Annotated in this window: 16 protein-coding genes; 7 read left to right on the top strand and 9 right to left on the bottom strand. The window is 61.7% G+C overall.

Annotated features, from left to right (window positions below):
* Window positions 1–83: 83 nt before the first annotated feature.
* Entirely contained in the window at window positions 84–668 is a 585-nt protein-coding gene (locus tag AB0L63_RS03720; RefSeq protein WP_364494134.1) for a hypothetical protein, read from the top strand.
* 1,887 nt (window positions 669–2,555) lie between these two features.
* Entirely contained in the window at window positions 2,556–4,994 is a 2,439-nt protein-coding gene (locus tag AB0L63_RS03725; protein ID WP_364494137.1) for a hypothetical protein, read from the top strand.
* Between the two features lie 585 nt (window positions 4,995–5,579).
* On the opposite strand, the gene AB0L63_RS03730 is transcribed toward AB0L63_RS03725, so the two are convergent.
* From AB0L63_RS03730 to AB0L63_RS03740, 3 genes are all read right to left on the bottom strand, one after another.
* A complete protein-coding gene (locus AB0L63_RS03730) occupies window positions 5,580–6,797 on the bottom strand; it encodes a hypothetical protein (RefSeq protein ID WP_364494140.1) in 1,218 nt (405 codons plus the stop codon).
* A 518-nt stretch (window positions 6,798–7,315) separates the two neighbouring features.
* Window positions 7,316–8,191, bottom strand: coding sequence for a hypothetical protein (locus AB0L63_RS03735; RefSeq protein WP_364494143.1), 876 nt, complete (start codon window positions 8,189–8,191; stop codon window positions 7,316–7,318).
* A gap of 89 nt (window positions 8,192–8,280) precedes the next feature.
* Window positions 8,281–8,580, bottom strand: a complete 300-nt coding sequence (locus tag AB0L63_RS03740) for a hypothetical protein (RefSeq protein ID WP_364494146.1) — start codon at window positions 8,578–8,580, stop codon at window positions 8,281–8,283.
* A 218-nt stretch (window positions 8,581–8,798) separates the two neighbouring features.
* Here AB0L63_RS03740 and AB0L63_RS03745 point away from each other — a divergent pair, with 218 nt between their 5' ends.
* Both AB0L63_RS03745 and AB0L63_RS03750 read left to right on the top strand, forming a co-directional pair.
* On the top strand, window positions 8,799–10,493 hold the full coding sequence (locus AB0L63_RS03745; protein ID WP_364494149.1) for a hypothetical protein: 1,695 nt from the start codon (window positions 8,799–8,801) through the stop codon (window positions 10,491–10,493).
* Between the two features lie 870 nt (window positions 10,494–11,363).
* Window positions 11,364–11,558 carry a hypothetical protein gene (locus AB0L63_RS03750; protein ID WP_364494152.1) on the top strand — a complete coding sequence of 65 codons (195 nt, stop codon included), beginning with the start codon at window positions 11,364–11,366 and terminating at the stop codon, window positions 11,556–11,558.
* Between the two features lie 153 nt (window positions 11,559–11,711).
* Here the strand turns inward: AB0L63_RS03750 and AB0L63_RS03755 are convergent, their stop codons facing one another.
* The 3 genes from AB0L63_RS03755 to AB0L63_RS03765 all read right to left on the bottom strand — a co-directional run bounded on the left by AB0L63_RS03755 (window position 11,712) and on the right by AB0L63_RS03765 (window position 17,391).
* Window positions 11,712–14,606: a tetratricopeptide repeat protein gene (locus AB0L63_RS03755; protein WP_364494155.1), complete on the bottom strand. Its 2,895-nt coding sequence runs from the start codon at window positions 14,604–14,606 to the stop codon at window positions 11,712–11,714.
* A gap of 516 nt (window positions 14,607–15,122) precedes the next feature.
* The gene (locus AB0L63_RS03760) at window positions 15,123–16,583 is read right to left on the bottom strand and encodes a hypothetical protein (protein ID WP_364494158.1); all 1,461 of its coding nucleotides are present in this window, start codon (window positions 16,581–16,583) and stop codon (window positions 15,123–15,125) included.
* Entirely contained in the window at window positions 16,576–17,391 is an 816-nt protein-coding gene (locus tag AB0L63_RS03765; protein WP_364494161.1) for a hypothetical protein, read from the bottom strand. Before AB0L63_RS03765 ends, AB0L63_RS03760 begins: the two co-directional genes overlap by 8 nt.
* Before the next feature lie 369 nt (window positions 17,392–17,760).
* On the opposite strand from AB0L63_RS03765, the gene AB0L63_RS03770 reads away from it, so the two are divergent.
* Both AB0L63_RS03770 and AB0L63_RS03775 read left to right on the top strand, forming a co-directional pair.
* Window positions 17,761–18,048: a DUF6527 family protein gene (locus AB0L63_RS03770; RefSeq protein WP_364494164.1), complete on the top strand. Its 288-nt coding sequence runs from the start codon at window positions 17,761–17,763 to the stop codon at window positions 18,046–18,048.
* Window positions 17,973–18,134 (top strand): hypothetical protein, encoded by a 162-nt coding sequence (locus AB0L63_RS03775; RefSeq protein ID WP_364495711.1) that lies wholly within the window; start codon window positions 17,973–17,975, stop codon window positions 18,132–18,134. Before AB0L63_RS03770 ends, AB0L63_RS03775 begins: the two co-directional genes overlap by 76 nt.
* A 349-nt stretch (window positions 18,135–18,483) precedes the next feature.
* Here the strand turns inward: AB0L63_RS03775 and AB0L63_RS03780 are convergent, their stop codons facing one another.
* Together AB0L63_RS03780 and AB0L63_RS03785 are read right to left on the bottom strand one after the other, a co-directional pair.
* Window positions 18,484–19,938, bottom strand: coding sequence for a hypothetical protein (locus AB0L63_RS03780; RefSeq protein ID WP_364494167.1), 1,455 nt, complete (start codon window positions 19,936–19,938; stop codon window positions 18,484–18,486).
* 261 nt (window positions 19,939–20,199) lie between these two features.
* Window positions 20,200–21,504, bottom strand: coding sequence for a competence protein CoiA family protein (locus AB0L63_RS03785; RefSeq protein ID WP_364495595.1), 1,305 nt, complete (start codon window positions 21,502–21,504; stop codon window positions 20,200–20,202).
* Between the two features lie 485 nt (window positions 21,505–21,989).
* Between AB0L63_RS03785 and AB0L63_RS03790 the strand changes: the two genes are divergently transcribed.
* Window positions 21,990–22,832 (top strand): hypothetical protein, encoded by an 843-nt coding sequence (locus AB0L63_RS03790; protein ID WP_364494170.1) that lies wholly within the window; start codon window positions 21,990–21,992, stop codon window positions 22,830–22,832.
* Between the two features lie 1,078 nt (window positions 22,833–23,910).
* Here the strand turns inward: AB0L63_RS03790 and AB0L63_RS03795 are convergent.
* Window positions 23,911–24,111 (bottom strand): hypothetical protein, encoded by a 201-nt coding sequence (locus AB0L63_RS03795; protein WP_364494173.1) that lies wholly within the window; start codon window positions 24,109–24,111, stop codon window positions 23,911–23,913.
* Window positions 24,112–24,191: the final 80 nt, after the last annotated feature.

Below are 24,191 nucleotides of genomic sequence, written 5' to 3' on the forward strand. Positions count from 1 at the left end.
TCTCCATACAGGCCCCCGAGGAGGGCCAGGAAACCCACCAAAAAGGATGTGCGACAGACCATATCGACCCGCATACTCGATCGGTGAGTACGAACGCTTCTATGTCGGCTTTGCCGGACGATCTCTTGAGGGTGATCGGTCGCATCGCCGCAGCGAGCGCGGTGCTCGAAGGCACGCTACGGACTACCCTTGCGGCCATCGCGAACCTGGATGATGGCCTGATCATCCTCGAAGGCCAGTCGATCGATTGGCTTATCCAGAACAGTATTGCGGCGATCGACGACTTTCCTTCCAATCACCGCCTCAGCTCCCCTGGACATTCCCTGCGCGACCTCTTGAAGTCGGCCGAACACTTGAAGAATGATCGGAACATAGTAGTTCATGGCGAGTGGCGAACACGATGCACATTCTCAAATGCGTCCGATCCACAGGGCTGCAAGCCACGCTCGCCACAAACCTTACTGTCCGACAGAACATTCCATGTCCTGCGTAGCCGCTACCGACGAAATACCGAGGAGTCCTGCTGGAGTCTCGACGAGCTGCACACTCTCGCCGAGAGCATCCGAGCACTCGAACTAGAGCTTCGAAAGATATGCCGGGACGATCTGCATTCGGCATATGTTACGAAGTGGAACTGTCCGCTTCCCGTCTGGGAAGAGGAGGTCTAAGTATCCAGCGAGGTCGCAAATTAGCTCCGGTGCACGACCATTCATGATCGCGCACCCTGGAGCTTTCACGAGCACTTGACCGACTGTGCACGCCGCTAAGGCGACAATATGCGAAATCCCTCAAAGAGCATATACCGAGGCAACTCAAGATTGTCGATCATTCATGAGGTTCACGCAGTTCGTGGGCTTTATTGATATTGCCATCGACGTGGGGACTTTCGGGTAAATGCGCTCGGAGCGCTCGCCTGACACGATGCCAAGCACGGATGATGTCTGGCAGTTTTGAGAGGATCTCGCTCACCTGCGTCAACACCAGAGTCAGGCATCCGAACGCTGCGAGTATGAGGAGAGTGATTTGATCCCAGTTCACCAGGCATCGCTCCAAATATCTGCGGATACGTGGTTGGCTGAGTGCGGACGATGAGGATGCCGTCTGAGCCCATAGATAGCGAGACTCGCACTTCCAAGGCTGATGGTGAGGTGATCGCCATTGTCGAGGCAGGTGGCACCTTGTATACCTACTGGGGGCTCAGTAAGTGCGGCCGCGAGGTCATCGATGTAGGGAATATCGTTCAGATGTAGCGCCCAAGTGTCCCTAGATCCTCAGAGCCGCCTTTCATACCTCTGACGTGATGAATTGGGTCTTCCCTCCCGCCGATCACGGTTTTCAGGAGTAAAGGACAAGGGATCGTAGAACCAATGTCCTAGCGCCCACCTCGAATTTGGGTCGCGGGTATCAACACGACATGTTAGCCCAGCCAGCAGATACTCTGCGTCGATTGAAATTTCTGGGATTGATCTCAGCTGGTCTTCTTCGTCGGCGGCAAGTGGCACGTTGACCGTCCGAAGGCCGCGGCCATCGCCGGTCATACGGTGGTCCACGGATTTCGACCAGGTACCGGAGGGATTGCCGGTCACCAACACTATTGCGCCCGTTGGCATATGACGGAACTCATATGTCCAGTGGTCACGCAACGATTCCAACCTAAGTCCAGGAAGAGCGCGCAGCCAGCCCACAACGTTATGCGGAGTGTCCGCAATGACGACCAATCTCTGCGGTTGTGGCGAAATCGTAATGCTGTAGGCAAGGACGGTGTGCACACTCCAGTCGGCGGGCGACCAATTATCCTCGTATCCTCGGTTGAAGAGGCCGATCGCCAACAGAGCGCGGAGTTTCCGCTGTTGTGGTGAGCATATGTCGAGACCTAGTGAACCGTCTCTAGGTGTACCTGCACGCGCGGCGGCGAACGACTCACCCGTATACCGCGATCGCGCGAGCGCTATTGACAACTTCGCGCTGCGAGGTACCCGGAACTGTGCCGCCGACCGCAATTGGGCCATGAAATGGGCTCGCGTGTACGAGATTCCCGCCGACTGAGCATAGCGCCGCGCAGCGCGCTTTCGTGCTTTGTTACGTGTCATTGTTCGCTGCTTCCAGGCAGAGATCCCACGCAAACTCTGCCGAAAGAAACGATTCGGCACAAGCGAGTCAGAGCCCCTTCGGTCATCATCACCGCGTCCGGCGTGGGCGGAAGGTGCGGCTCAGATTCAGGCCAGCATGGATGGCCGACAACCATCGTAGGGGAACGCCGGTGACTCGTTCAAGCTCTCGGCAGATGTTGGCTTTCGAGACCGAAGGATGGTCCACCTGGAACAGGCTGCCCTGCATCGCTATCCCGGCATACCAGGCCACGGGCCCGACGTCGACACCACGAATCAGGTCGATCTCCTTGCAGGTCCGACCGAGTGGGAGCTCAAACTGAATCACACAACATCGTCCATCGACTCGGTTGTCTCGAGCACGATGGGCGTGTCGGTGCGGTCGGATACTGTTGCGCCATTGCCAGATTCGCTCTGGTCGGGAGTCGCCTAAAGGCAGGGGTCTAGATGGGTGGACAGGACGCGGCACGCGGATTTGAGTATCAGTACCTCATCACGTTGGAGTATGCGCTGGTCACGATGCTCCTGGGCGATTCGGGACTCACCGATGTACAGGTCGAGGGTGTGCTCACCACGAAACTGGAGGCCGACCAGGAGATCGTCGACTTTTCGTTGGCTTCAGGGCACCATGTCCATACCGTCGCACAGGTCAAGAGCGGCGGGCCGGGAAGCACCCTGTCCGCCGTCGATGTGATGGCGATTCTGCCGAGAATGTACAGCCACGACGCGGATCGGTACTTGGTAATCACGAACCGTGCGGCGCAAGACAGCCTTGACAAGCTGCTGGAGTTGATAACGGTCGGCGGTACATGCATTCGCACCGAGGTTCTCTCCCTGGTTTCACGAGCGAAGATCTCAAGCGAGCTCGCAGCAACAGGCGACACGTTCTGGGAACGCTTGCAGCGCACGGAAATCCGACTAGACAAACGCGGCATCGAACAGGTGAGGACAGAGGTTCAGCAGCTGGTCCGTACTGCCCGGCACCGAGCTGCCCCTTCGTCGGTGGGGTGGGATGCGACAGGACTGCTGACCGGCTACCTGGTCTGGGAGGTTATGGCGCGAGCCTCCGGGCCGCAAAAGGCGGTACTCTCCAAGACTGAGTTATCGGAGGCATTGTGCGTCGATGCCGACACTGTGAAATCGTTGATGCGCCAACGTGACTGGGCCGTCCACGTCACACCGCCGCCACGCACCACCGACGTTGCCCGCAAGGACCTGCTGACGGAATTGGCCCGCCGACTGCCCATACCCGTCCCGCGAGATGCCGCGCCAGTATGCCTGGTTACTGGTTTGTCAGGAACAGGAAAGAGCAGCCTTGTCGCCGCCTGGGCGGACGAAAACGCCTACGCATACTGGGCGATCATCTGGATCGACGCCACGAACGAACGTCGAGTGAGGGAGTCATACAACATCGCTGCACGGTGGTTGGAGGACAACGGTTTGATCGACAGCGACCAGACCGTGCCGGTCGGCCAGCGAGTCTCGATTGCACTGGCGCGCAGCGCTAGACCGTGGCTGATGGTGTTCGACAACTGCGCTGATCAGAGCGTTGTACGCGGCTGGATTCCACGGCGTGGGCATGGGCACATCGTCGTGACCAGCACCGACCAGACTCCACTTTCAGGGCCGAATTCCTCAACGATGTTCGTTGAGGGCATGGAGGCAACGGAGGCCACACGCCTGCTCTCGCGGCGTCTACTCCCTAATCGACTGCCAAACAGGAGCGATGAACGGGCGCTCGATCAGCTGGCAGACCGCCTGCACTGCTGGCCGCTGGCCCTCGAACTCGCCGCCGGGTACTTGCTGACCACCCATCTCGAATACGACGACGATATTCCGCAAGCGGTTGCAGAGTTCGAGTATCTGCTCGAACGAGCTATGGACGACATGCACTCGGTGCCTTTGGATTACCGCGAGTACCCCGTCACTGTGGTCGGCGCCATCACCTTGACGTGGGCACGGCTTGCCGCTCGAACAGGGGCCGCTGACATGCTGGCGGCGACAGCCCTGCGCACAGCGGCATTCCTGGCATCACGTCAGATTCCCGTCAATCTTCTGCTGGGATGCGCCGGAGACACTGTCGACCAACGGTTTCCGCACTATGCCACGAGCGATCCGCCAGCCGGTGAGGTGCTTCGCGCGATCAAACGCGATTGCCTTGTCACCCTGGACGAACAGATGTTCATTTCCAGGGCTGGGGCGCGCGGCCCAGCCAGGCTGCTGGACGTCACAGTCGCGATGAATGACATTGTGCAGTCCGTCGTGCGGCAACTAGTCGAACGTGAGGGCCATACCGACATCACTCTTTTCCGGGCTGCCTACTCCACACAGGCGTGGATGGGGTTCTTTGCCGCTAACGACGACATGCAACTCGCTGCTGCCCTCGTACAGCACGCCATCGCTGTGTCCGAGCTCGCTAATGAAATCAGCCCGCTAAGTCAAGCCAATGCACAGCTGTGGGGGAATCTTGCTGGAACCCTTGGTTTTCTCGGCAAATGGGAGGAAGCGGTCTACTACCTCTGCATGGAGGAGGCTTGCCTCGAGAACCTCACGGACCGTGACATCAGCGGCCTGTTGATTCAGTCCTTTGCGGCCATGACGCGTGCGCTCTACCAACTCACTGACCACTCGCATCATGACGCATCGCTCATCGTGGAATACGTGGAGAGATTGATCGCGATGATTCCTGCAACCGCGGCCCTCCACCCCGAGGCCACCGGCGAGTCGGTACTGACCGCATCCCACACTGTGCGTGATCTGCTACACGACGGTGCAAACCATCCAAGGTTGAAGGCTCTTGCTGCAGCCTTGGATGACTTTCAGCGGATGATCCCGCCCGCTGGCTACGGCCGGCCCGTGCAGCGTAGTCCTCGCAGGAGGCATTGAGCCTCAGCTATTTTCGTATCTCAAATACGGCCGTTGCAGTCGCTACCTAGCCTGTCCTTGCGGGTCCCGACGCGCAATCCCCTGCCGGGCCAACACAGCGCTGATGGTGTCCGCCACAACCCCAACCGCGCGCCGACCCGAGCCAGAGACTCCCCAGCCAGATACAGCGTGATCGCCTGATCGATCTCGCCCTCGTTCAATCGACGCTGCGACCGAATTGCTGCGCCCCCAGCCCGAAGGATCTTGAGCACCGTCCCCTTACCCAGCTGATGCTTGGCCACAAGCTGTTTTACGGAGCGACCCGCCTCATACTGGGCGAAGATCGACGCGCGATGCTCGGCGGTAAGACGACGCCGTAGCGCGCGCGGCGCAGCAACCCGACGACAGACTCCCTGGTCAGCGACTAATCGTTGCCGAATCGACTCAAGAACCGCAGTTAGAGTGGCCTGGTTCGAATAACGTCGCATCAGGTCCACTCGGTAAGAAATTGCTGGTTGGTGCTTGCGATTTCTACAGCTCGTTTCAGTACCCGACCACACGGCGCCGCAAGTCAACAGATGGGGGTCTGTCATATCGCGTTCGTTGTCAGCGGCAGGACAGTCTTGTCGCGCCGGGGACCAACGGCCGGGCGAGTTCGATGAGCACCAACTGAATCGCGCGGCCCAGCAGGCGGGCAAGGTCCTCGACGAAGGGGATGAGGTCGTCGGTTGTTGCTCCGCGGAGAAGCGTCATCGTCCTCCGGGCGGGGTGGTCACCGTGGATCTCCGCGTTCCGTATCCGGTATGCCTCTACGACGAACCTTTCGATCTCCGCTCGTTCGACTCCGAGTACCACGTCACCGCCCAGCAGCTGTCCGGCTACTTCTGCCGCGGGCGCGGCCTTCTGTTTTCCTTTGATCCTGCCGCGCTTGATGAACAGCGCTTCGAGGCAGATGGTGAGGTCGATGAGCCGATCCTTCGGCAGGGACTTCGAGCCTGCGAAGACGAACCTCCGCAGGGCGATTTGCAACGAGTGATCCCGTACGACTGCGGGCACCGTGAGCATCTCGTGCACGCTGCGCACAGCATCGATGTGGTGCTCGGTCAGGAGCAGAGTGGGCCGGTTCACGTCGGCGACATCCAGTGGGGACAGGACAGCGCTGCCGCCGACGTCGTGCGGATACTCGTCGTCGTGTAGTGCGTGGATCGAGCGTGTGGCCACCACCGATCCGCCGCACACCACACGTAGCGCCGTGACCAGCCGCTGAACGAGCTCCTCCAGGCTGGGAAAGCAGGGGGCTTGCGGATTCTCGGGCATACCCTGCTTGTACGAGCGGACCGGGTAGCGCCGCCCCATTGTCACGGCCCACTGGTGAAAGCGCGAGACCCGCACACTGTTGGGACCGCCGCTTAACTCGGCCGGGACCGCGAGCACTTGGATGGCACGACTCATCTGCCGGTCGGTCATCGGGCGTAGGAACACGCCGCCGGGCAGCACGATTTCGGTCATATTCGACTCGAACCCGTTGAGCGGGACGAACTCGACGAATCGGAAAGTGTCGGCGAGCAGGCCGGCTTCGAGCCGGTTGTAGTGCAGGTTGAATACCGCCTCGTCGAATTCGTAGGTGTGAGAGGTGATGATCATCGGCTCAAGCAGGTGCTCGACGAGTAACCAGTCGAGTCTGCGCTGTTGGAGCGAGAACTCGGTGCCCACCATCGTGTCGACCCGGGTACACAAGATCGAATCGGCGTCTATCGCTTCTCGGACCGCGATCATCTCATCGAACGTGTTCAGCCAGCCGACCACGGTGACGCGCTCAGGCATGCTCCAGGCGCTGGGACGTAACGCGATGAAGGACTCTTGAGTGAAGAGGATCAGGCATCGTGCCAACCATTGGGGTACTGTCGCGGCCCCCAAGGTCGCACAGCGCGGCGACAAGCAACGACGCTACAGCCGCTCGAACCGCTGGTCTTCGACATGACTGCATCTACCTGACCCAACCCATCATGTCCTGCCCGCCGGGGGACCTGTCACACGCGGACCGACCAGCATGCCACGAGAAGACGAGCATTCCCAGCGAATTCGGAAGACACGCCGGACCTACATAGGATCCGCCGGTGGCTGCCCGCCTGAAATGGCAGTGGCGTACGCCCGACCGCTCATATCCGCCGGGTAGCTACCGGCGTGATTCGAATCGCTGGCCCCTCCACTATCAGCGGGTTCGGGTTGTGGAGCGTTAGGCCCACCCCTGACGGCCCCGCAGGTCAGAGACCTGTGGGGCCGTCGCGCTGTGTCCCTTACTCGAACCGCCACGCCGGAAAACCACCATTAGGCCAAATGAATCAGCCCTGAGCAACGACAATTCGAACCAGGAGCTCGGGGTCGTCAGTGTTGAGATCGTGCTCGAATCCGGCTGGGTTGTCGATTCGCCGAGTTGGGTCATAGACCACTACGACAAGCGCAGCGACGTTCTTCTGTCCTCGATAGCCGAACATGTCGTCGACGAGTTGGCTACGGATTTCCTTAGCTCCGAGCGATTCCCGGGTCATCTTTGCTTCTATCGCCACCTGTTCCTGGCGTAGCACGAAGTCGATGCGATACGAGCCGCCTGCCCTACGCGGGGTCGTTTCTTCTGGCTCTACGTCATCGAAGTGGAGTCGAAGCAGGGCATGCAGCACTTTCTGGAGGTCGTACTCGTCTGCCACGGTAAGACCGGGCCTGTGGCGGTGCTCGCGTTCCAAGATGGTCAAAGCAGCTGGAAGCCGGCGAAATAGCTCAGTCAACTGTTCTGCGGTGTGTTGGACTTCAGGATTGATCGCGAATCGCGCTTTGGCTTCCAACAACAAGCGGCGTTGCTCAAGTAGAGGCTCCTTGTAGCTATCCTTCAGTGAGTATTGCCATCGGCCATGGCCCTTCAGGAAGCGCGGAACAGAGTCATACAGCGCCCACGGCTTTCTGGGGTGGGCGATGAATTGTTTGATCCTGGGACTTACAGTTGGATATCTTGCCTCGAACTGCTCGATAAACCGTCCACGGAGATCGTCCGGCAACGAGGAGAGTGAAGCCGAGTACCACAACGGATAGCGGTCCTGCAGTTGGCGTATTGCTAGCTCAGCATCTGATTCGTCCTCACCCTGGGTCACTGTGCCGAATGTAGCGAGCTCATCGATCTGGTCGAGCAGTGCGGTGATCCGCTTGGCTGCCCCCGCTCCGTTCATGGCTAGATTCTAGGGTCGATGGGGGAGTCGTCGTCTGGTACGCCGAACGACTTCGGTTCCTGGGCCAGTTCGATTAGAGCGCCAAAGATTCAGCAGTGCCGCTGTCCTCCGTGCGGGCGGATGGCGACGCCATTCTCCCGCAGCAACTTCGCCACCGTTCGCTTCGCCATGTGATGTTCCGCCTTCAGCTGGGCCATCGACGTCCCCGCGGTGTACTTGGCAATGATCTCGGCGACCTCGGCCGGACCGAGCTGCTTCTTCCGCCCGCCAGCTTTCTTCGGTGGTAGAGGCTTTGACCTGCGCGGTCCGCTTTGGTCGATGCGTTCGCGCGGTTCAGCAAAGTTCTGGAGTAGGTCGGTCCGGTTCGAGTAAGTTCTCGCAAGGTCCACTGAAGGCCCTCTGACCTGAGACCCAGTTCAGAGGGCCTTTTCAGTGTCTACTGTCCCCAAATGCGTACTGTCCCCAAATGTGAAGGCGCGGAGGTCATTTCGCCCGGGACCAGCTCCAGCCACTGTGGGCGAGCCCAATCCGCATCGCAACTCCGATCAGTGTTGGCGCTGCGAGCGGCAGCGGGGTTTCTGTCGGTACCGCCGCCTACGCTGGTCCAGTGAGCATGCCATCGATTCCCGGATTCACAACACCTCCCGTCCGTAACACCCTCGCGGACCTGTGGACGAAGCCCGGCGGTGAGTTTCCGGCGGAACTATGGCCGATCGACGCTCTGCGGACCCTCACGACACAACCTAGTGAGTGGCTGACGATCGAACAGCTCACTGCCAGCGAAGACTTGCGGGATGGGCGCAGCTGCGTGCTGGTCGTACCCGACCAGGCCGTGCGGACGCTGAACGGGACAGGGTGGGTCGGGGACGAGCTGGGGTCGTTCTGGGTTCAACACGATGGCAGATTTGAACTCGGCCTCGCCATGATCGAGGCCGAGGCCGAGCTGGAGTTCTTCGTGCAGGTGCGGCAGCCGCTGGGAGCCGCAACTCCTACAGTCGACGTTGCTTTGTCGTTTCTCTGGTACTGGGATGCGTACCCGATCAGCGGTGGCTGGGAGTACCTCGATCAAGCGGGCCGGAAGCACGACCTGATCCGGTACCAGTGCGCGAAAGACACTTGGAAGGTTGAGATTCGGGTTCTTGAGTTCCGCCAGTACCTGGCTGCCGTGGGCAAGAGCGCCATCATGCAGGTCGACGTTGTCCGATATTCGAATCAATCCGGTTTCGAGCGCGTTGATGACACGTTCCGAAAGGAATGGGCGCACCTGCAGTTTGTCGGAGTCGAGGACGGGCTGGTTAGACCGTCCATGTCGCGTGTCGTGGGGCAGTACATCCTCATTGGGCAGCGCGGGCCCCGTATTCCCCGGTTCGAGGAGTTCGACCGGGACGACGTCAAGTTCCCCGAGTTCATCTACGGCATTAACCCCGACACGAACGTTCCACTCAAGCACACCTGCGACCCGGATGAGCTCGGCACGTACTTCGATGATGACGATAGCCGGTTGCATTACCTGACGCCCGTCTGCTTCAAACGGGAGGTGCTGGAGCCGTACGCCGCCCAGCCGACGACCTTCCGGATCACGGCGACCCACCTCAGCTGCCTCAACCTGTGGGGCATAGACATTGGCTTCAACTCTGTTGGCCTGGTGCAGGTCTACCTCGGCGACCTCGGAGGCAAGCTTCCGCCGGAAGAATGGGGACGCTGGCTGGCGCACAACGTGTTGCCCGAGGGCACGATGGACGAGGGGCGCTTCCGACGAGACTTCCTGGGACAATGGGCTAATTCGAAGGACCTTCCCGGCGATCTCAGACGGGCCAGGGAACACGGGTCGGAAGTGTCGGAAAGGCTGCTGGGCGAACCTCTCTGGCGCACCTTGCCCGAGAACCACCTTCCGGAGTGGGAATCGATGATCGGTCCGCTCAACGAGGATCCGGCGTCGCTCGGCAAGTCGCTGATGCTCTTGCCGATCGCGATCATCGACGCGATCAACCCAGCGCCGCTGAAGAAGTACCTGGGCGGCGCGGAGAAGGGCGAGCGATCGCTGAGCTTGCTCCAGCGATTCACCGCGGAGCTCGGTGATGAAGACAACTGCACCGCGATTCTTCGGCAGCTGTATGAATTCCGATCCAAGGGCGGCGTCGCACACTTCGCTGGATCGGAGGCCCGGCAGACACGGGTGGCCCTCGGCATCGAGGATATGAGCAACCTGGAGGCGTTCGAGTCGGTGATCCAGCGGGTCGCGGACATGCTCAACACCATCGTGGACTTGATGGAGAAGAAGCTGCCGGTTGAGGAAGATTAACAGTTACCACTCGCAGATTGCGCCGGGCAGGCAGTGCGGGGCCAAGCGGTACAACATCAATCGCCGCGGGTCGGGGACAAGGAGATGCAGCAGCTCGTCGGCGGGCTGATGATCTCGCACCAATTCGATATCGCCGTTTCCGGTGTGGCGAGGTAGGTCGCGGCGGGGTCGGCTCCGGGTGCGCCGCTGGTAGATCTACGGCTTCCCGCAGCTTGGTCACGGCAGCGACCGTGTCGCCGAGGCCGACCCGGCACCGGGCTCGCCCCTTCTAGCGCGAGAGTCTGTTCGAGTTGGCTGTGGACTCGCATGCGCCACCCGCGAGCGCGTCGGGCACGAGGCCGAGATCTTCATCTGGTCGGTCCGACGACGCCATCTGAACGCATCCTGGCGAATGGCGTGTCAGCGCCCGCCGGATCCATCGAGAAGTCGGTGGCGGCTGGAGTCACCGGCGATGAAATCTCCCTTCTGACACAGGGCGCAGTATCCGGTTCATCCGGCCGGAGCGTCGGTTATCCGGTCAGGAAGTATCGCTCTACCTGTGTATCTGCGCACACGACCGGATAGTTATTCGCGCGGTGATTTCGAGCTTGTCCCTACTGTCGGTGAGTGTCGGCGGGATGTTCGCCGACACCCCCACCGCCTACCCCTCGCACATTTGCGATGTGCTTTTCAGGGGGCACAGAAAGGGAAACGCGCCATGACAGTTGGGATGACAACGATCGGGGGAATGGATCAAGCGCCACCGCGCGATATCCATCGCGATTGGGCCTATGACACCGATGGTGATCCGGCCGCGGTGCTGGTACCGCGCGAGGATGGCTTGCGATCGCGACGTTTCTCGCGCTGCGTCTGCCCGAGAGGGTGAACGTTGTGCACGACATGTTGCGTAAGGCTTTGCTGCTCACGATCTCGGTGTTGGTCGGGATCATCGTCGGCATACTCAGTGGCCTGCTCACCCACGCCGATGGTGAGCACCTCGCGGCCGCGATCCGCGACGGCTGCGTCGGATTCGCCAGTACCGTCACTCTCATCGTGCTGCTATTGGCCCGCCTTGGTGCTTTCTAAGCGGCAACCTGCGACACTGCCACAGCGGACCTGCACAAGGGCGCGGCCGGGCCGCAGGATACGGGTCGTTCTCTCCACAGCGACGTCGCCGCCGATGTTCGTGCGGCGATTGGGATGTGTGTGAAGGGCGGTCTTTCTTCGCAAGGTCCGCACTCATTGGATGGTCTTGAGGCTGGCTTCGAGAGATGCTGCTGCAGTGTGGGTTTCGGGTACGCCCAGATCTTCGTAGATGGTAAGGGCTTTGCGTAGTTCGCTGCATGCAGACGCCGGATCGCCCAGACGCGTGTGGCAGTCGGCGAGGCCTTGCAGGGCGTGGGCTTGTTCCAGCGGATTGTTGATTCGGAGGGTGAGTTCCAGTGCTTGTCCGTAGGTTGCTGTTGCTTCGGTGAGGTCGCCGGATCGGGCAAGTAGTGTTGCGATCCGGTTGAGTGTCTCTGCTTCTCCGGTTCGGTGCCCGACGGTTCGGAATGTTGCTAGCGCCTGGTGTAACAGGGCGTGTGCTGTTGGGTAGTCGTTGGTCAGGGATCGTATCCAGCCCAGGTTGCTGAGTGCGTCGGCTTCACCGATCTGGTTGCCGATGGTGCGGTGGATCTGCAGCGCGTGTTCGATCAGGTCTTTGCCTGTGGCGATGTCGCCGTCGAGGGCCCGGATTCGTCCGAGGTTGTTGAGGGCACTCGCTTCGCCGGGTTTGTTGTCGACGCTGCGGTAGATCGCCAGTGCTCGTTGCAGGGCGTCGGTGGCGGCTGGGTAGTTCCCGATGATTCGCCCCCACATAGAACCGAGGTGGCCCAGGACGAATGCTTCGCCGGCGATGTTGCCGATGTCACGGAAGATAGCGAGCGCCGGTAGCGCGGCTTGCTCGGCCAGCGTGTAGTCGCCGGTCAGGTACCGCAGCCACCCTATGGTGCAGGTGACGAAGGCTTGGGTGGTCCGGTTGCCGACCTCGCGACAGATGTCGTGGCATCGCTGCAGCAGGTCGAACGCAGCGGTGTGATCACCGGTCAGAAGCCGTATCCATCCCAGTGAGTTCAGTGCGGCGGCGACACCGGCGCGGTTGCCGATATCTTGGTTGATCGTCAACGCGTCCTGTATCAGAGTGATTGCGGTCGGATAGTCACCGGTGAGGTGGGTGACCCAGCCCAGCGTGTTGCAGACCGCTGCCTCTGCGGATCGAAGCCCGATGCTGCGGTACAGCGACAACGCTTGCCCCAACACTTCGATCGCTGCGGGGAAGTCGGCGGCGAGGTAGCGTGCTCGGGCCAAGGCACGAAGTGCCGAGCCTCGGCTCTGTATGTCCGTGTCGTCACCGGCCGCGGCCAGGAGTCGGTGCAAGGCATCGGCGGCGGTGGTGTAGTCGTCGGCGAGGAATCCCACGGCTCCGAGGTCTTTGACCGCGAACGCCTCGATCGAGTGGTCGCTGATGGTGTGGGGCGCGATGGTCGTGCGTCGTTGTACACCAATTGCTAGTTGCCAGGTGCCGTGCAAGCGCACTTCGCTGGTGAGGGCGTTGGTGAGGTCGATCGCGTGGTGCAGTTGCCTGGTCGATGCGGCCGACAGTAGGCAGGCCAGCAGATTCGGTCGTTCTGTCCGCATCCATGCCGCGGCGGAGACATAGGTGGCGACCATCGGCGCGGCTGCGCGCGGTGATTGCACCGCGGGTTCTGATTGTGTGGTGTGGGTGTGCCGGACTGCGGCCAGGGCGGTGCGTTGGTAATAGTCGACGAGTCGGTCGAAGGCGGGTGCCCGGTTCTCGAGGGGTTCCTCCTCGGCGAGCATGCGGGCGTATTCACCGAGCAGATCGTGCAGTCGGTAGCGGCCCGGGGCGGTTTCGTCGACCAGGTGATCGGTGTAGAGCGCCTCGAGTTCCCGACGGGCCTCGACGGCGGGGACGTCGGCCAGTGCTGCCACGGCGAAGTGGTCCAGGTCGGGTCCGGGATGTAATCCCAGTCGCCGGAACAATAGTTGCCGAGCCGGTGGAAGATCCTCATAGGAGGTCATGAACGCCAGTCGAACGGCTCGATGGCCGGTGTCGAGTTCGTCGAGTCGGTCGTGGGCAGCGCTGAGGTTGGCCGCGACGGTGGCGATCCTCCAGGTGGGGTGGTGAGCCAAGCGGCCGGCCAGCAGCGCGATCGCCAACGGAAGGTATCCGCACAACCGGACGATCTCGGCGACAGCCGCGGCGTCAGCCGCGTCGGCATTGCGGCTGGCCAACGTGCAGAACAGGCCCGCGGCATCGTCGGGGTCGAGGGTGCCCAGCGAAAGTGGCGTGGCACCGTCGAGGGCGATGAGTCGGCGGCGACTGGTGATCAGCGCCGAACACCGGGGTCCGGTGGGCAGCAGCGGTTCGAGTTGGGTGTGGTCGCGGGCGTCGTCGAGCACCACCAGTACTCGTTTGTCGGTCAGGCGTCCCTGCCATAGGTCACGACGTCCTTCGAGGGTGTCGGGAACATTTTGCGGGGCGATACCGAGGTTGGTGAGCAAGATGGCAAGCACGTTGAACGGATCAGCGGGGGCCAGACCCGGGGTGTGGGTGTGCAAATCCACGAAGTAGCGACCATCGGGAAAACGGTCCGCCAACAAGTGCGCCGCTCGGGTCGCCAAAGCGGTCTTGCCGACACCGGGCATGCCGTCGACGGTGTGGATGGACACCACCCCGCCAGTTCTTGTGGCCGCGTCGAGGATTCGCTCTAGTTCGGCGTCGCGACCGATGAATGTACTGAGGTCGCGGCGAAGCGTCGTGGTGACGGCCGGTCGATGGGGATCGGCCGGGTTGTTCGCGGTGGCAGCGTGAACTGCGGTGGGTGGCTTCGTGGTCCGGACGGGGCGATCTGCTTCGGTGGCCGCTCGAGTCCACAGGCGCTGCCAGACGTTGATATCCCCGAGTTCGGCGCGAATGGGGGCCGGGGTTCGCTTCGCGAGGTCGATCAAGGTCAGGACAACCGGCTCGAGTACCTCGAAGGTGCGGGGCAGGTTACGACCGGACCGCCAGTCGCTGATACGTTGCGCCGTGACCTCCCCAGTGCTGCTATGGCCTTTCGTTGGCCGCATCCGAGCAATAGACGCCGTCGCGATCCTCTGCAACGTCGGATTCCCGCGACAGCACATAGTTCGGCTAGTTCCGATGCGAAAAGCGAACGTGCAGAGCCTGATTCACCTGGCATGGTGCGGGGGGTTCCTGCCATGGCGACATCGTACGCAGTAACTCGCGAGGGTCGGGCGATAGCAAGGATCGAAGGTCAGTCGACCGGAGACCTGCTGTTCTACCGGCGGGCTCCCGATGGCGGGAACCGTTGCGGCGCAGTTACTCCACGTTGCTAGCCGATGTGCACCGGTACGCGAATCTGCCTCCAAGAGCTCATCTACCGGCCCACCCTGCATTGTCTGAGTCCGTCCATGCACCGCTACCCCCGGGCTGCGAATCAGGTTCCGCTCGCGGTCGCGATGTGCGCCCGGCCAATGGCAGTGCCCTGGCCGAACTGCTGCGTCCCTGTCTCCCCGTTGTGCACGCCGCCCGCAGCGCAAGTTGATGGATAGGTTGCTGCGTCGGCTGTGGCCTCGCTCTCGCTAGTCGAGGAAGTAGGCGTCGACTTTCTTATCGGTATCCAGGACTTCGTCCGAAGCCACGCCGAGTTCCGCCGCTAGCTCGACCGATCCGACGAGCGCGACCTGCACGTCAGGTGAGAAGGCTCGTTCGAGCAGCCCGAGATAGTCCGACATGCTCTGGTCCAGCTTTTCCAGTGTGGCCTGGTGCTCCGCGGCGAGTTGCTCGTCGAGTGTGCGCTGCTCGTCGAGGTAACGCTCGATCAGCGCCGCCTCTCGCTTCGTCAATGACGATGCGACGGCCTTGTACATCACAGTGCCGACCGTCGTGCCGATGACGGCGCCGAGGACCGGGATGGGGATGGTCGCCTGACCGACGATAGAGGACAGCGCGCGTACTGCGGCCTCCAAGGCGATGATCTCGGAGTTCTCGATGAACTCGAGTTCGTCGATCTGGTCCCGGCGGAGCTTGTTCGCTTGTTCTGCGATGCTGAAGGATGTGGTGACGATCGAGCTGGCGACGGCTGCGGAGGTCGCGGTGAAATTCGTGAGCGCGTAGATGCTCAGTCCTCGGACGCCGCCCTTGCCTAAACCTGAGCCGGTCTCGCCTGCGAGGTCGATCCAGTCGCGCCCGCTGAACTCATTGAGCCGCTTGCCTTCCCGACGTTTGGCGACCACGGCCAGTACGAACGTGGTCCCGCCCGCGGTCGCGGCGGCGGTGAGTGCGGCCGTGCCTCCTTCTCGCAGCGTCGGACGGCTGCGCTGGTAGGCATCGTCGCGCAGGGACCGGTCCGTGGTGTGGAGCAAGCCTTTTTCGGCCGCCATGGTCGAGGTGTAGACATCGCGCTGCACTTCGTTGTATTCGAGCGTCGAGGGTTCAAGCGATTCGAAGCCGACCGATCTCTCTTGGAAGAACGCCTGGACCCGCTGCCAGTCTCTGAGGGAAGGTCCGTCGCCGCTGCGTGACAGTAGCTTGCTCGATTCCTCGGGCGACAAGGCATGTAGCCGCTGGATCACCTCGAAGTGATCACGGGGGATCTGGTATTTCCCACCGTTGCGCACGTATTCGGGATACTTCTGCAGGTGCTCGGCGATCGCGCCCAGCGAGAAGCGTCCACCCGCTGCGACGAACTTCTGCTGGATCTCGACACTTCCGCGCATCAGGTCGACGGGTCCGTTGTCGTTGACCCACTGGTAGACGGCCTCGTGGCCGAGGATCTGCTTTCGGGCGTTGCCGATCCCGACCTCGGCGATCTCGGCGATGAAGCCGTGCATGCCATGCTGTCCGCCGCGGTTGGCGGCGACCACCTCGAGGTCGATCTTCCTGACGGCTTCATCGACACTGGTGAGGGCGTCCCGAAGGCGCTCGTCCTGCTGGCTGAGCGCGCTCAGAAGGTTGTCTATGCGGAGCTGGTTGAGATAGCTCACCCAGGAAGCAACTGCCTGCTCCTGGGCGCTCGTGACGAACTCGGCAGCGTCACTCACTATCGGCATCCTGTTCGATGCGCATGCTCAGCATCGTCGCGCACGACTTCGTGTTGTTCACCAGCGTAGCGAGTGTCGACCGCTCGGCAGGAGCGAGCGCGTGGAAATCGGCGCGGAAGTGCACCAAGGCTTCGCCGTAACTCTTTACCAGCCCTTCGCGGAGCGAGGTCGTCCGCTGGAGGAGGTCGTCGATCTGAGCATCCATGCCTTTGACGAGGGTGGTGTTGTGCTTTATCGCAGTCAGCGCTTCGTGCTTCGCCTCTCGATTCTCGAACTTCTTCTTCGCGAACAGGGCGATCGACGCGAGTAGGGTTGCGCCCGCGATTGTCCAGCCGATCGGGCCGGCAAGCGCGAGCAATGTAGTGCCTGCCGCAGTGCCGCCGCCACCGGCGGCCAGCGCGCCGCCACCGAGCCACGCCAGTGCTGCCTGGCTGGCTGCCGCCCCGGAAAGGGTCGAGATCGCGGTGCCGGTCGACGCTGTCCCGAAGGTGGTGGCGACCCATATCGCCGCCGACGGTGCCAGGCCCGCTACCGCGGTGCCCGCCGCGAATCCGGCGCCGACGCCAGCAGCCGACAACCGCGCCGCTTCCAGCACTTTCTGAGCGAAATCCTCCGCGTTCAGGAACCGTTTCCGATGTACCTCAATCTCGTCGAAGTCGGTATCGAATGATTTCGGGGTGTTGGCGATGCTGTTCACCAACTGCTCGACCAGCTCGATCAGGTCCGTCGAACGTTCGCGCTGACGCAACAGAGACAGGCCCCTGTCGGCCATCGCCGTGAAGACGCCGTTGTATTCCGCCACGGCCACTTCGTAGGGGTCCGGCCCTTTCGCAGTCAGCTTCTCGACCCTGCCTGGCAGCGTCCTTGACGTTGCCGACCTGCCCGACGAACTGCGATGAAGCGGTTCGCGCCGCCTTGCCGATACCGTCGACGGTCCTGCCGCTGCCCTCCTTGGCATTGCCTACGTCGAGCTGTTCTACCATCGCACCCTCCAACACCATTGCGGCTCAACTACATAACGGAGAATATCGACCACATAGGACAGATTGGACGGGATGCACACTGCGATCCACAACTACGCCGAACTCAAACCGGTCGATGAGACCGTATACCGGATTTTCACGGGAACCATCCGCAGCGGGGATGGGGATGATGCAGGGGACGATGCGGCGTGAGAATGACCCGGATCGTCCCCGTGTTCGTGACATCGTTTCCCGCAGAACTGGAGCCAGGCCACCTTTACGTGTCAGCCCAGTTCTCCACCGCCGCGCATCTGTGTGCCTGCGGCTGTGGCCGCGAAGTCATTACGCCTCTCTCACCGGCCCAGTGGGTGCTCATGTTTGACGGCACGGTCACGATAAGGCCATCGATCGGGAACTGGGCGTTGCCATGCCAACCCACTACATCATCGACCACGGCAAGATCCAATGGGCGCGCAACTTCACCCGCGACGAGATCCAGCTGAACCTCGAGAGGGACGATCACCTCCTCGACAATGTCCAATTCATCCCACGAGCCTCGGTGGCGTCGCCTACTTCGACGTCTGACTGAGTCACTGACCCGAGGGCCTTCACTGAGCCTGTGACCTGCTGGTTCTTCGTGAGTTGGATGCTAGGGCAGGTCGCCCAAGTGGAACCCGCCCGGTTTCTCCTGTCGCGCAACACAATCGGTTAACGACCTGAGACATCGCGACGTCATCGTCGTCAGGTGGTCGCAACCGGTCCCACAGTCATTCCAGGCACCCAGGGTGTGTCGCTCGCCAACCGCAGCGCAAGGGTTTCGTTGACACAGTCGGACTGGGGGCAAAACGATTCTCGCCCGGCGCGGTCGGTATCCAGTGCCGTGGCGAACGTGTCGGACAACCGCGCCCGGAAAACTGAGTTATCGCGGCGGGGAGCATTCAGGGGAGAAGTCTGAGTTCCCATTCCGGCGGCCATGGTTTGCTCAGCTCCAGCTGATCAACGGGTTTCCGCTGATAGTCCTGGCGTGGGCCGTCCGGGCTCCACCCGTCGAGATAGAGACGCAAGTCGTCGACACCGGGCTCGATGTCGAACGGCATGTTGGCCAATGAGTCTGGACCGGTTGTGGGATCGAGTTGATCCGCCAACTCGCGGCCGACTGCGCACCAGCTACGCAGGTTTGCCGCCGCGTGCGGGTCGTTCACGTGGTCTGCAGCAGTAGCGGTGTCGTCAAGAATGCTGCAGATTTCTCGAAGGTCCTGTGCATTACGCCAAGCATCTAGAGCCGCGACCATGGTTCTATGCTGGAGCATCGCTTTCGCCCGCAGATGCGCGGAAGCCATGGCCAATTCCCACTGTCGCCGCTCCTCCAAGCGCTTTTGATTCTGTTGCGCCAGATACGCCAAGTGCTTTCGATAGCTGTCCTCTGCTCGGCGCTCGGACTCGGCGAAGCTGGCTTTGACGTCGGTGATGATCTTGCGGATGCGCCGTTCGAGCGGCGAACGCTTTTCGTCCTCCCAGGTGTGGATGTTCCCCATGCTCGGGTGCGCGCCGATCTTCAGCTGCAGCTTTCCTGTCGGTGTCGTCTTGCTGTAGGAGGACCTGATCTCCCAGTAATCTGCGGTGCGCCCGGACGCATTGAGGTATTCCTCGGTGAGGCTCAACTCCCACTGTTCGGTGCCAATGCGGTAGCCCAGCTTGGCGTGTTCGCCGCGACGCGCCAGCCGGACTTCCTGATCGTGCTTTGCCGCTGCGGCATTGAGATCGAGCAAGAACCGTATCGCCCGGTCTCGCTGTCCGTCGCTGACCTGTAGCGCTGCCGGATTCTCGATCAGCAACTGGCGCAGATCCTGTTGTGGAACCTTCTTCTTCGCCGCCTTCGACTTCCGCGCTTTCTGTCGAATCCGGTACCAGTCGGTGTCGTTGTCCTCGTCGGCATCCAGCAGGCGTACGACGATATCGCCGTCTGATCGACCGGTGTATCGGAGCATTTGGCCGTCCGGCACGAGTCCTCGTTGCCGCGCAGCGTATACAGCGCCACGATACGCAGCTCGTGTCTTCTCGTCCGGCTCCGTAATCCGCACGGTCCCGGTCGATGTCGTGCCCAGCCGACTGATCAGAAGCTCCGCATTCTCTGAGTCACCGTAGGAGTATCCGCCCGATGTTTGATCGCATTCGGGATGATAGCCATGCTTCAGGTAGTACCTGCCGACATCGGTGATGCCGGCCGCGAAGAACCCCTTGCGCTTCGAGATGGTGACCAGCCCGCGAGACTGTAGTGCCCGGGCCGAGACCCGGTGAGGAGCACACTCCGGTTTGCTCAAGTCATCGCCGTCTGCGATCCGCTCCAGGAGATCGCCTTGCCGGTCAGTAAGTTGATCGCTTCGCCACACCATATGACCATGGTGCGCGGCCCGGCCTTCTAATGTCCGGGAGTTCGCACACGACACTTCGCAGCAGCAGGCAGGAATTCGGAAAGAGCGATGTTGTGGTGGTTTGCCGATGAATTCGTTTGTTACGGTGCTGGTTTCAGTTAGGGACTGCCCGGGGATGGCGCACTCGCGCTCGCTCAGCAGGCCATAGCATCGGCCTGCATCCGAAGCGATGCCACAAGAGAGTGACCCGAGTTCCGAGCCTGGTATGACCGCGGGTTCGAGTTAGAACAGGGGGAGTTGGTCTGGGTTGGTGGTTCGGCCGCGTGTGGTTGATCGGGTACGGGTCGTCGCCTTGGGCGATGTAGGCAGTCGAGACGTTGGTGTATTCAGTTCGGTAGGGGTGTGGTGTGGCCGGTTTGGTGCCTGTGGCGACTGACGGTTGTCTCGTAGCGCCGTGAATCGCGGCGTGCATGTTGGGATGTCGGCGAGAGCGCACTGTGATGAAACGGCAAGGCCACAGTTGATGCATTGCACGAGTTGGTGTTTCGCGCTCGGACACGGGAGACGTGGTGCGTCTTGGTATGCGGGGACGTGGCCAACCTTCATGAAGTGGTTCTGGAGTGCGATCCAAGTCAGATGCGCGAGTGCATGTGCGTCGATGACTGAGCGAGGTGATGCGGAGCCGGCGACCCGCTCGGCGGACGCGGCGGATGCGGTGGGTCGCGTGCGTGGTAGAAGGGCGTGTTCATTCCGGTCGCGTTCTTGTTGCCGGAGCATGCGGGTTCGGGTTCGGTTGTGTTCGTGTAAGAGTTCCGCGGCCAGCGACTCTTGCAGTGCTGTGGGGATCTCGATGCCGTGCGGGGTCAGGGTGAGCTCGTCCAGCGAGTACTGATGGGGTATCAGTTCGTCGTGGATACATGGAGGCAGGTGCGGGACTCGGTGGGCGATGTCGTCGCGAGCTGGTGGTTCGGGCCACAACGTTCGGTGTGGTGCGCCAACCATGAGGGTGATGGATCGCTGGTCTGGGTCGAAGGCCCATAATTGCTGTTGGTGGTCGGGATCGCTGAGGACGATCCGGTGTGGTCGGTTGGCGGGGTGCCACAGCCAGATGTCGACTACGCCGTTGTGGCGGTAGTCGCGGTGCCGGTTGGTCCATTCGGTATCGGTCAGGGGATACCCCTGGATCTCGATGGCGACCTCGCGCTCGTCGGCGAACACGACACGGACATCGGCACGGCGTTCGTGGTTGGGCAGCCATACCTCGGTTCGGACGTCGACCACGCCGGGCTGTCTTCGCGCCCATGTGACCAGTGTCGACTTGCTGGTCAGGTGCCACATGGTTTCGGGGTTGTGTCGACCGTCGGGCGGCGCACAGCCTGATGGGTGGGCGAAGTGCGGTCGGCGTTGGCCGGCCACGCGGGATCTGACGACGACGGGAACCCTGCGGCCGCGTTCGGCATAGCAGAGAGCGCACACGAGCGTCCGGTCACCTGCGATGCTCTTGTTTCTGAGTTCATGCGTACGCGGGTCGGTCGGATCCGCTGGCATGCAGACGTATTGGCCGCGCGCCAGATCGAGCGCGACCATGATTTCGTTGGAGGAACCCAACTCGAAACACCCCTGTCGAATAGGACGCCGAGCCTTCCGGCGATGACCGGAGGGCTGAGACGGGCCGCGCTATTCGAAGAGATTTGAGGTTCGGCTGAGGTGAGTGCAAGGAGCCTGAATCGGCTGGAGTATCAGTACGAGTATGTATCGCCGAGTGAGTTCGAGAGTTGAGTTGTGTATGCGGTGCGGTCCGTACTGACAGGGTAGGGATACTCGGGCTGCTTGTCGACATCGGTTGTGGGCGGACTCATTTCGGCAACAGGACTGTGGATGCCCGCTCACGTCGGGGTGGAGCACGGCATAGTTGGTAGATGGGGGATCAACAGGAACACCGATCGACAATGTCGATGCCTGAGGCGCGCCGAATCGACATCGATCCACCGGTTCGTGTTCGTGCCGAGGACATTCCGACACATCAGCGGACATGGTCCAGCGCTGCGTTGCGCTGCGCGGACTGTGAGGCGGTGGTGCAGGCGGTGTATCCGCCGCCGAAGGAACGGTCGCGTCCGCAGCGGCCATACTTCCGTCGCAAGCCGGAACCCGGCGGCGGTAATCAACATGCCCGGAACTGCTTCTATAACGTTGGCGAGAGGATCCGGGTGATACGCGACAGCAGCGGCGAGGCGCTGGTGCGTGACCGATCCACTGATGGGCGCCCACGGTACCGGTTGGTGGTTCCGGAAGCGTTCGGGCCAGCCGACCCCCGCGTGAGCGTCGGTGGCGGCAGCCAAGTAGTAGTCGAGAGACTGACCACGGTTCTTAACACTGCCGCGAAAATCGCTGCGCTGCTGGAAGACTACGCAGCCCGCGGTGCTGACCCCAACGTCGAGTGGATTGCCGAATGTCGGGGCGAACGCGTGGAGTGGCTGAACTTCCTCTACGTGCCACAGCGAATCTGGGTATTGCGCAACCGACTACCGGTGGGCGGCTCGGAGCTGACGCACCCGGTCGCGGTGATTTTTCTCGCGCAACAGAAGAAGACCACTCTGGGCAGACCATTCTTGTGGGGTATACCGCTGGTGAGCTATCGCTCAGCGACGTACGCATTGCCGCCAGAGCCGACGCAACCGAGGTCGGAGAAGCTGTTCGTGTCCGGTGATCATCAACTGCTACAGCATGCGTTCGCCGATGGGCTGGGGAAGTACTACATCGGATATGGCATGTGGAAGCGTGTCAGCTACCGCGAACCGAACCCACCGCGACTGACACTGGAAATGGACAACGCGGCCCAGATTGCACGGATTCCCGACGACATTGGCAGTGTGGCACCATCACGCTGGAAAGACTGGCGTCGCACTTCTTCGTGATCAGTAGCTGGCGTCCCGCACCAGCCATACCTGCGGCGCTCCCGCGTGGATTCGCCAGAGCCGGGAACCGTGTTGGTCATGAAGTCGGCACAAGGATTCGCCTGGATCCCATCGTTGACCGACGAAACCCAACAAAACCCGTTTATGCAGGTAGATCGATTCTGGTCGTCCCATGGCGGCACGCAATGTCCCATCATTTCCCGGCGTGACTTGGCGCCAAATCGTAGAAAAATCGTAGATCTGGGCCGGGATGTTGTGTGTCCGGCAACGCAGCAGCCGATGATGCCAGCCGGAGCATCGCGGGGGTCACATCACACGTTCAGCTCGTCCGCGACCGCCCAATCTCGCTGTTCTGATCACCAGCCGCCGCCCCCGGGCATGGTCGATGGTTGCTGAGTGAGGCGCCTGAACGGGGCGGGCCGCCTCTGGTCGCTTCGGAGCTGTTCACCAACCCGAAGTTGGAGGCGCACCGGCACGACGAATCAGATTTCTGGCCAAGGGCGATAGGGGCGTTCCGTCTGTCGTTCCCACGAATGGTGTGCGTCCCTGGCGGGGCGCGTCGAACAAGGGAACGGGGACGATCTGCGGCCTCGGGCGGGCGGCTGGTGATCGAAGCCGATTGCATCTGTGGGCTGGCGGTTGTCGTAGCGGCATACCTCGCATAGACCGTCGTCGCTGCGTCGGGGTGGTATCGGGCGGGCTTCGTTGGCGGCGCGGCCGATCCCGCGGGCAACACATGGCAAGTCATGGGTGTTGCGGACGGTGAAGCGGTCGTAGTCGGGGTCGTCTTCGCCGTATTCGGGTCCGTTCATGATGCGGTCGCGGTGGTAGGGGCGCGACGTAATAGGGGTGGTCGAATCCGCGGGGGATCGGCCAGTATTCGGGTTTGTCGTCGCCGTCGCTGCGGGTGTCGGTGTAGTCCTGGTGTTGTTGTGCCGCAGCGATTTCAGGGTCGGAGGCGAGGGGACGCGTGCGTGCGGGGTCGAATTGATCGAGATGGTCTTGTACGGGGACGGCACCCTGATTGCGCGGCGGCCGTCGTGTGGGGTGCATGGGGGTCGGCTGGTAGGCGTGCGGATCACTGTCGTTGCTTATCGATGCTGGATGCCTGGTTATCGTCCGACGAAGCCGCTGGTGGATTGAGCACCGCGCGCAGGTCACGAATCGCGAGAAGCGTGGCCTGGCAGGAGCGCAGTAGCTCGGCGACCGCGAGCGGCACCTGATTCGCAGCCTGGAGCACGAGAACGATCAGGGTGATGTACACGATTGCTTCGGTCATGCGACCACGATCGGCGAGCTGACCGTTCGGACGCATTCGGCGAGCAGAACCCGCCGAAACGACCTGGTACTCAGGAAGAG

The organism is Nocardia sp. NPDC051990 (genome assembly GCF_040680755.1).
GTDB lineage: Bacteria > Actinomycetota > Actinomycetes > Mycobacteriales > Mycobacteriaceae > Nocardia.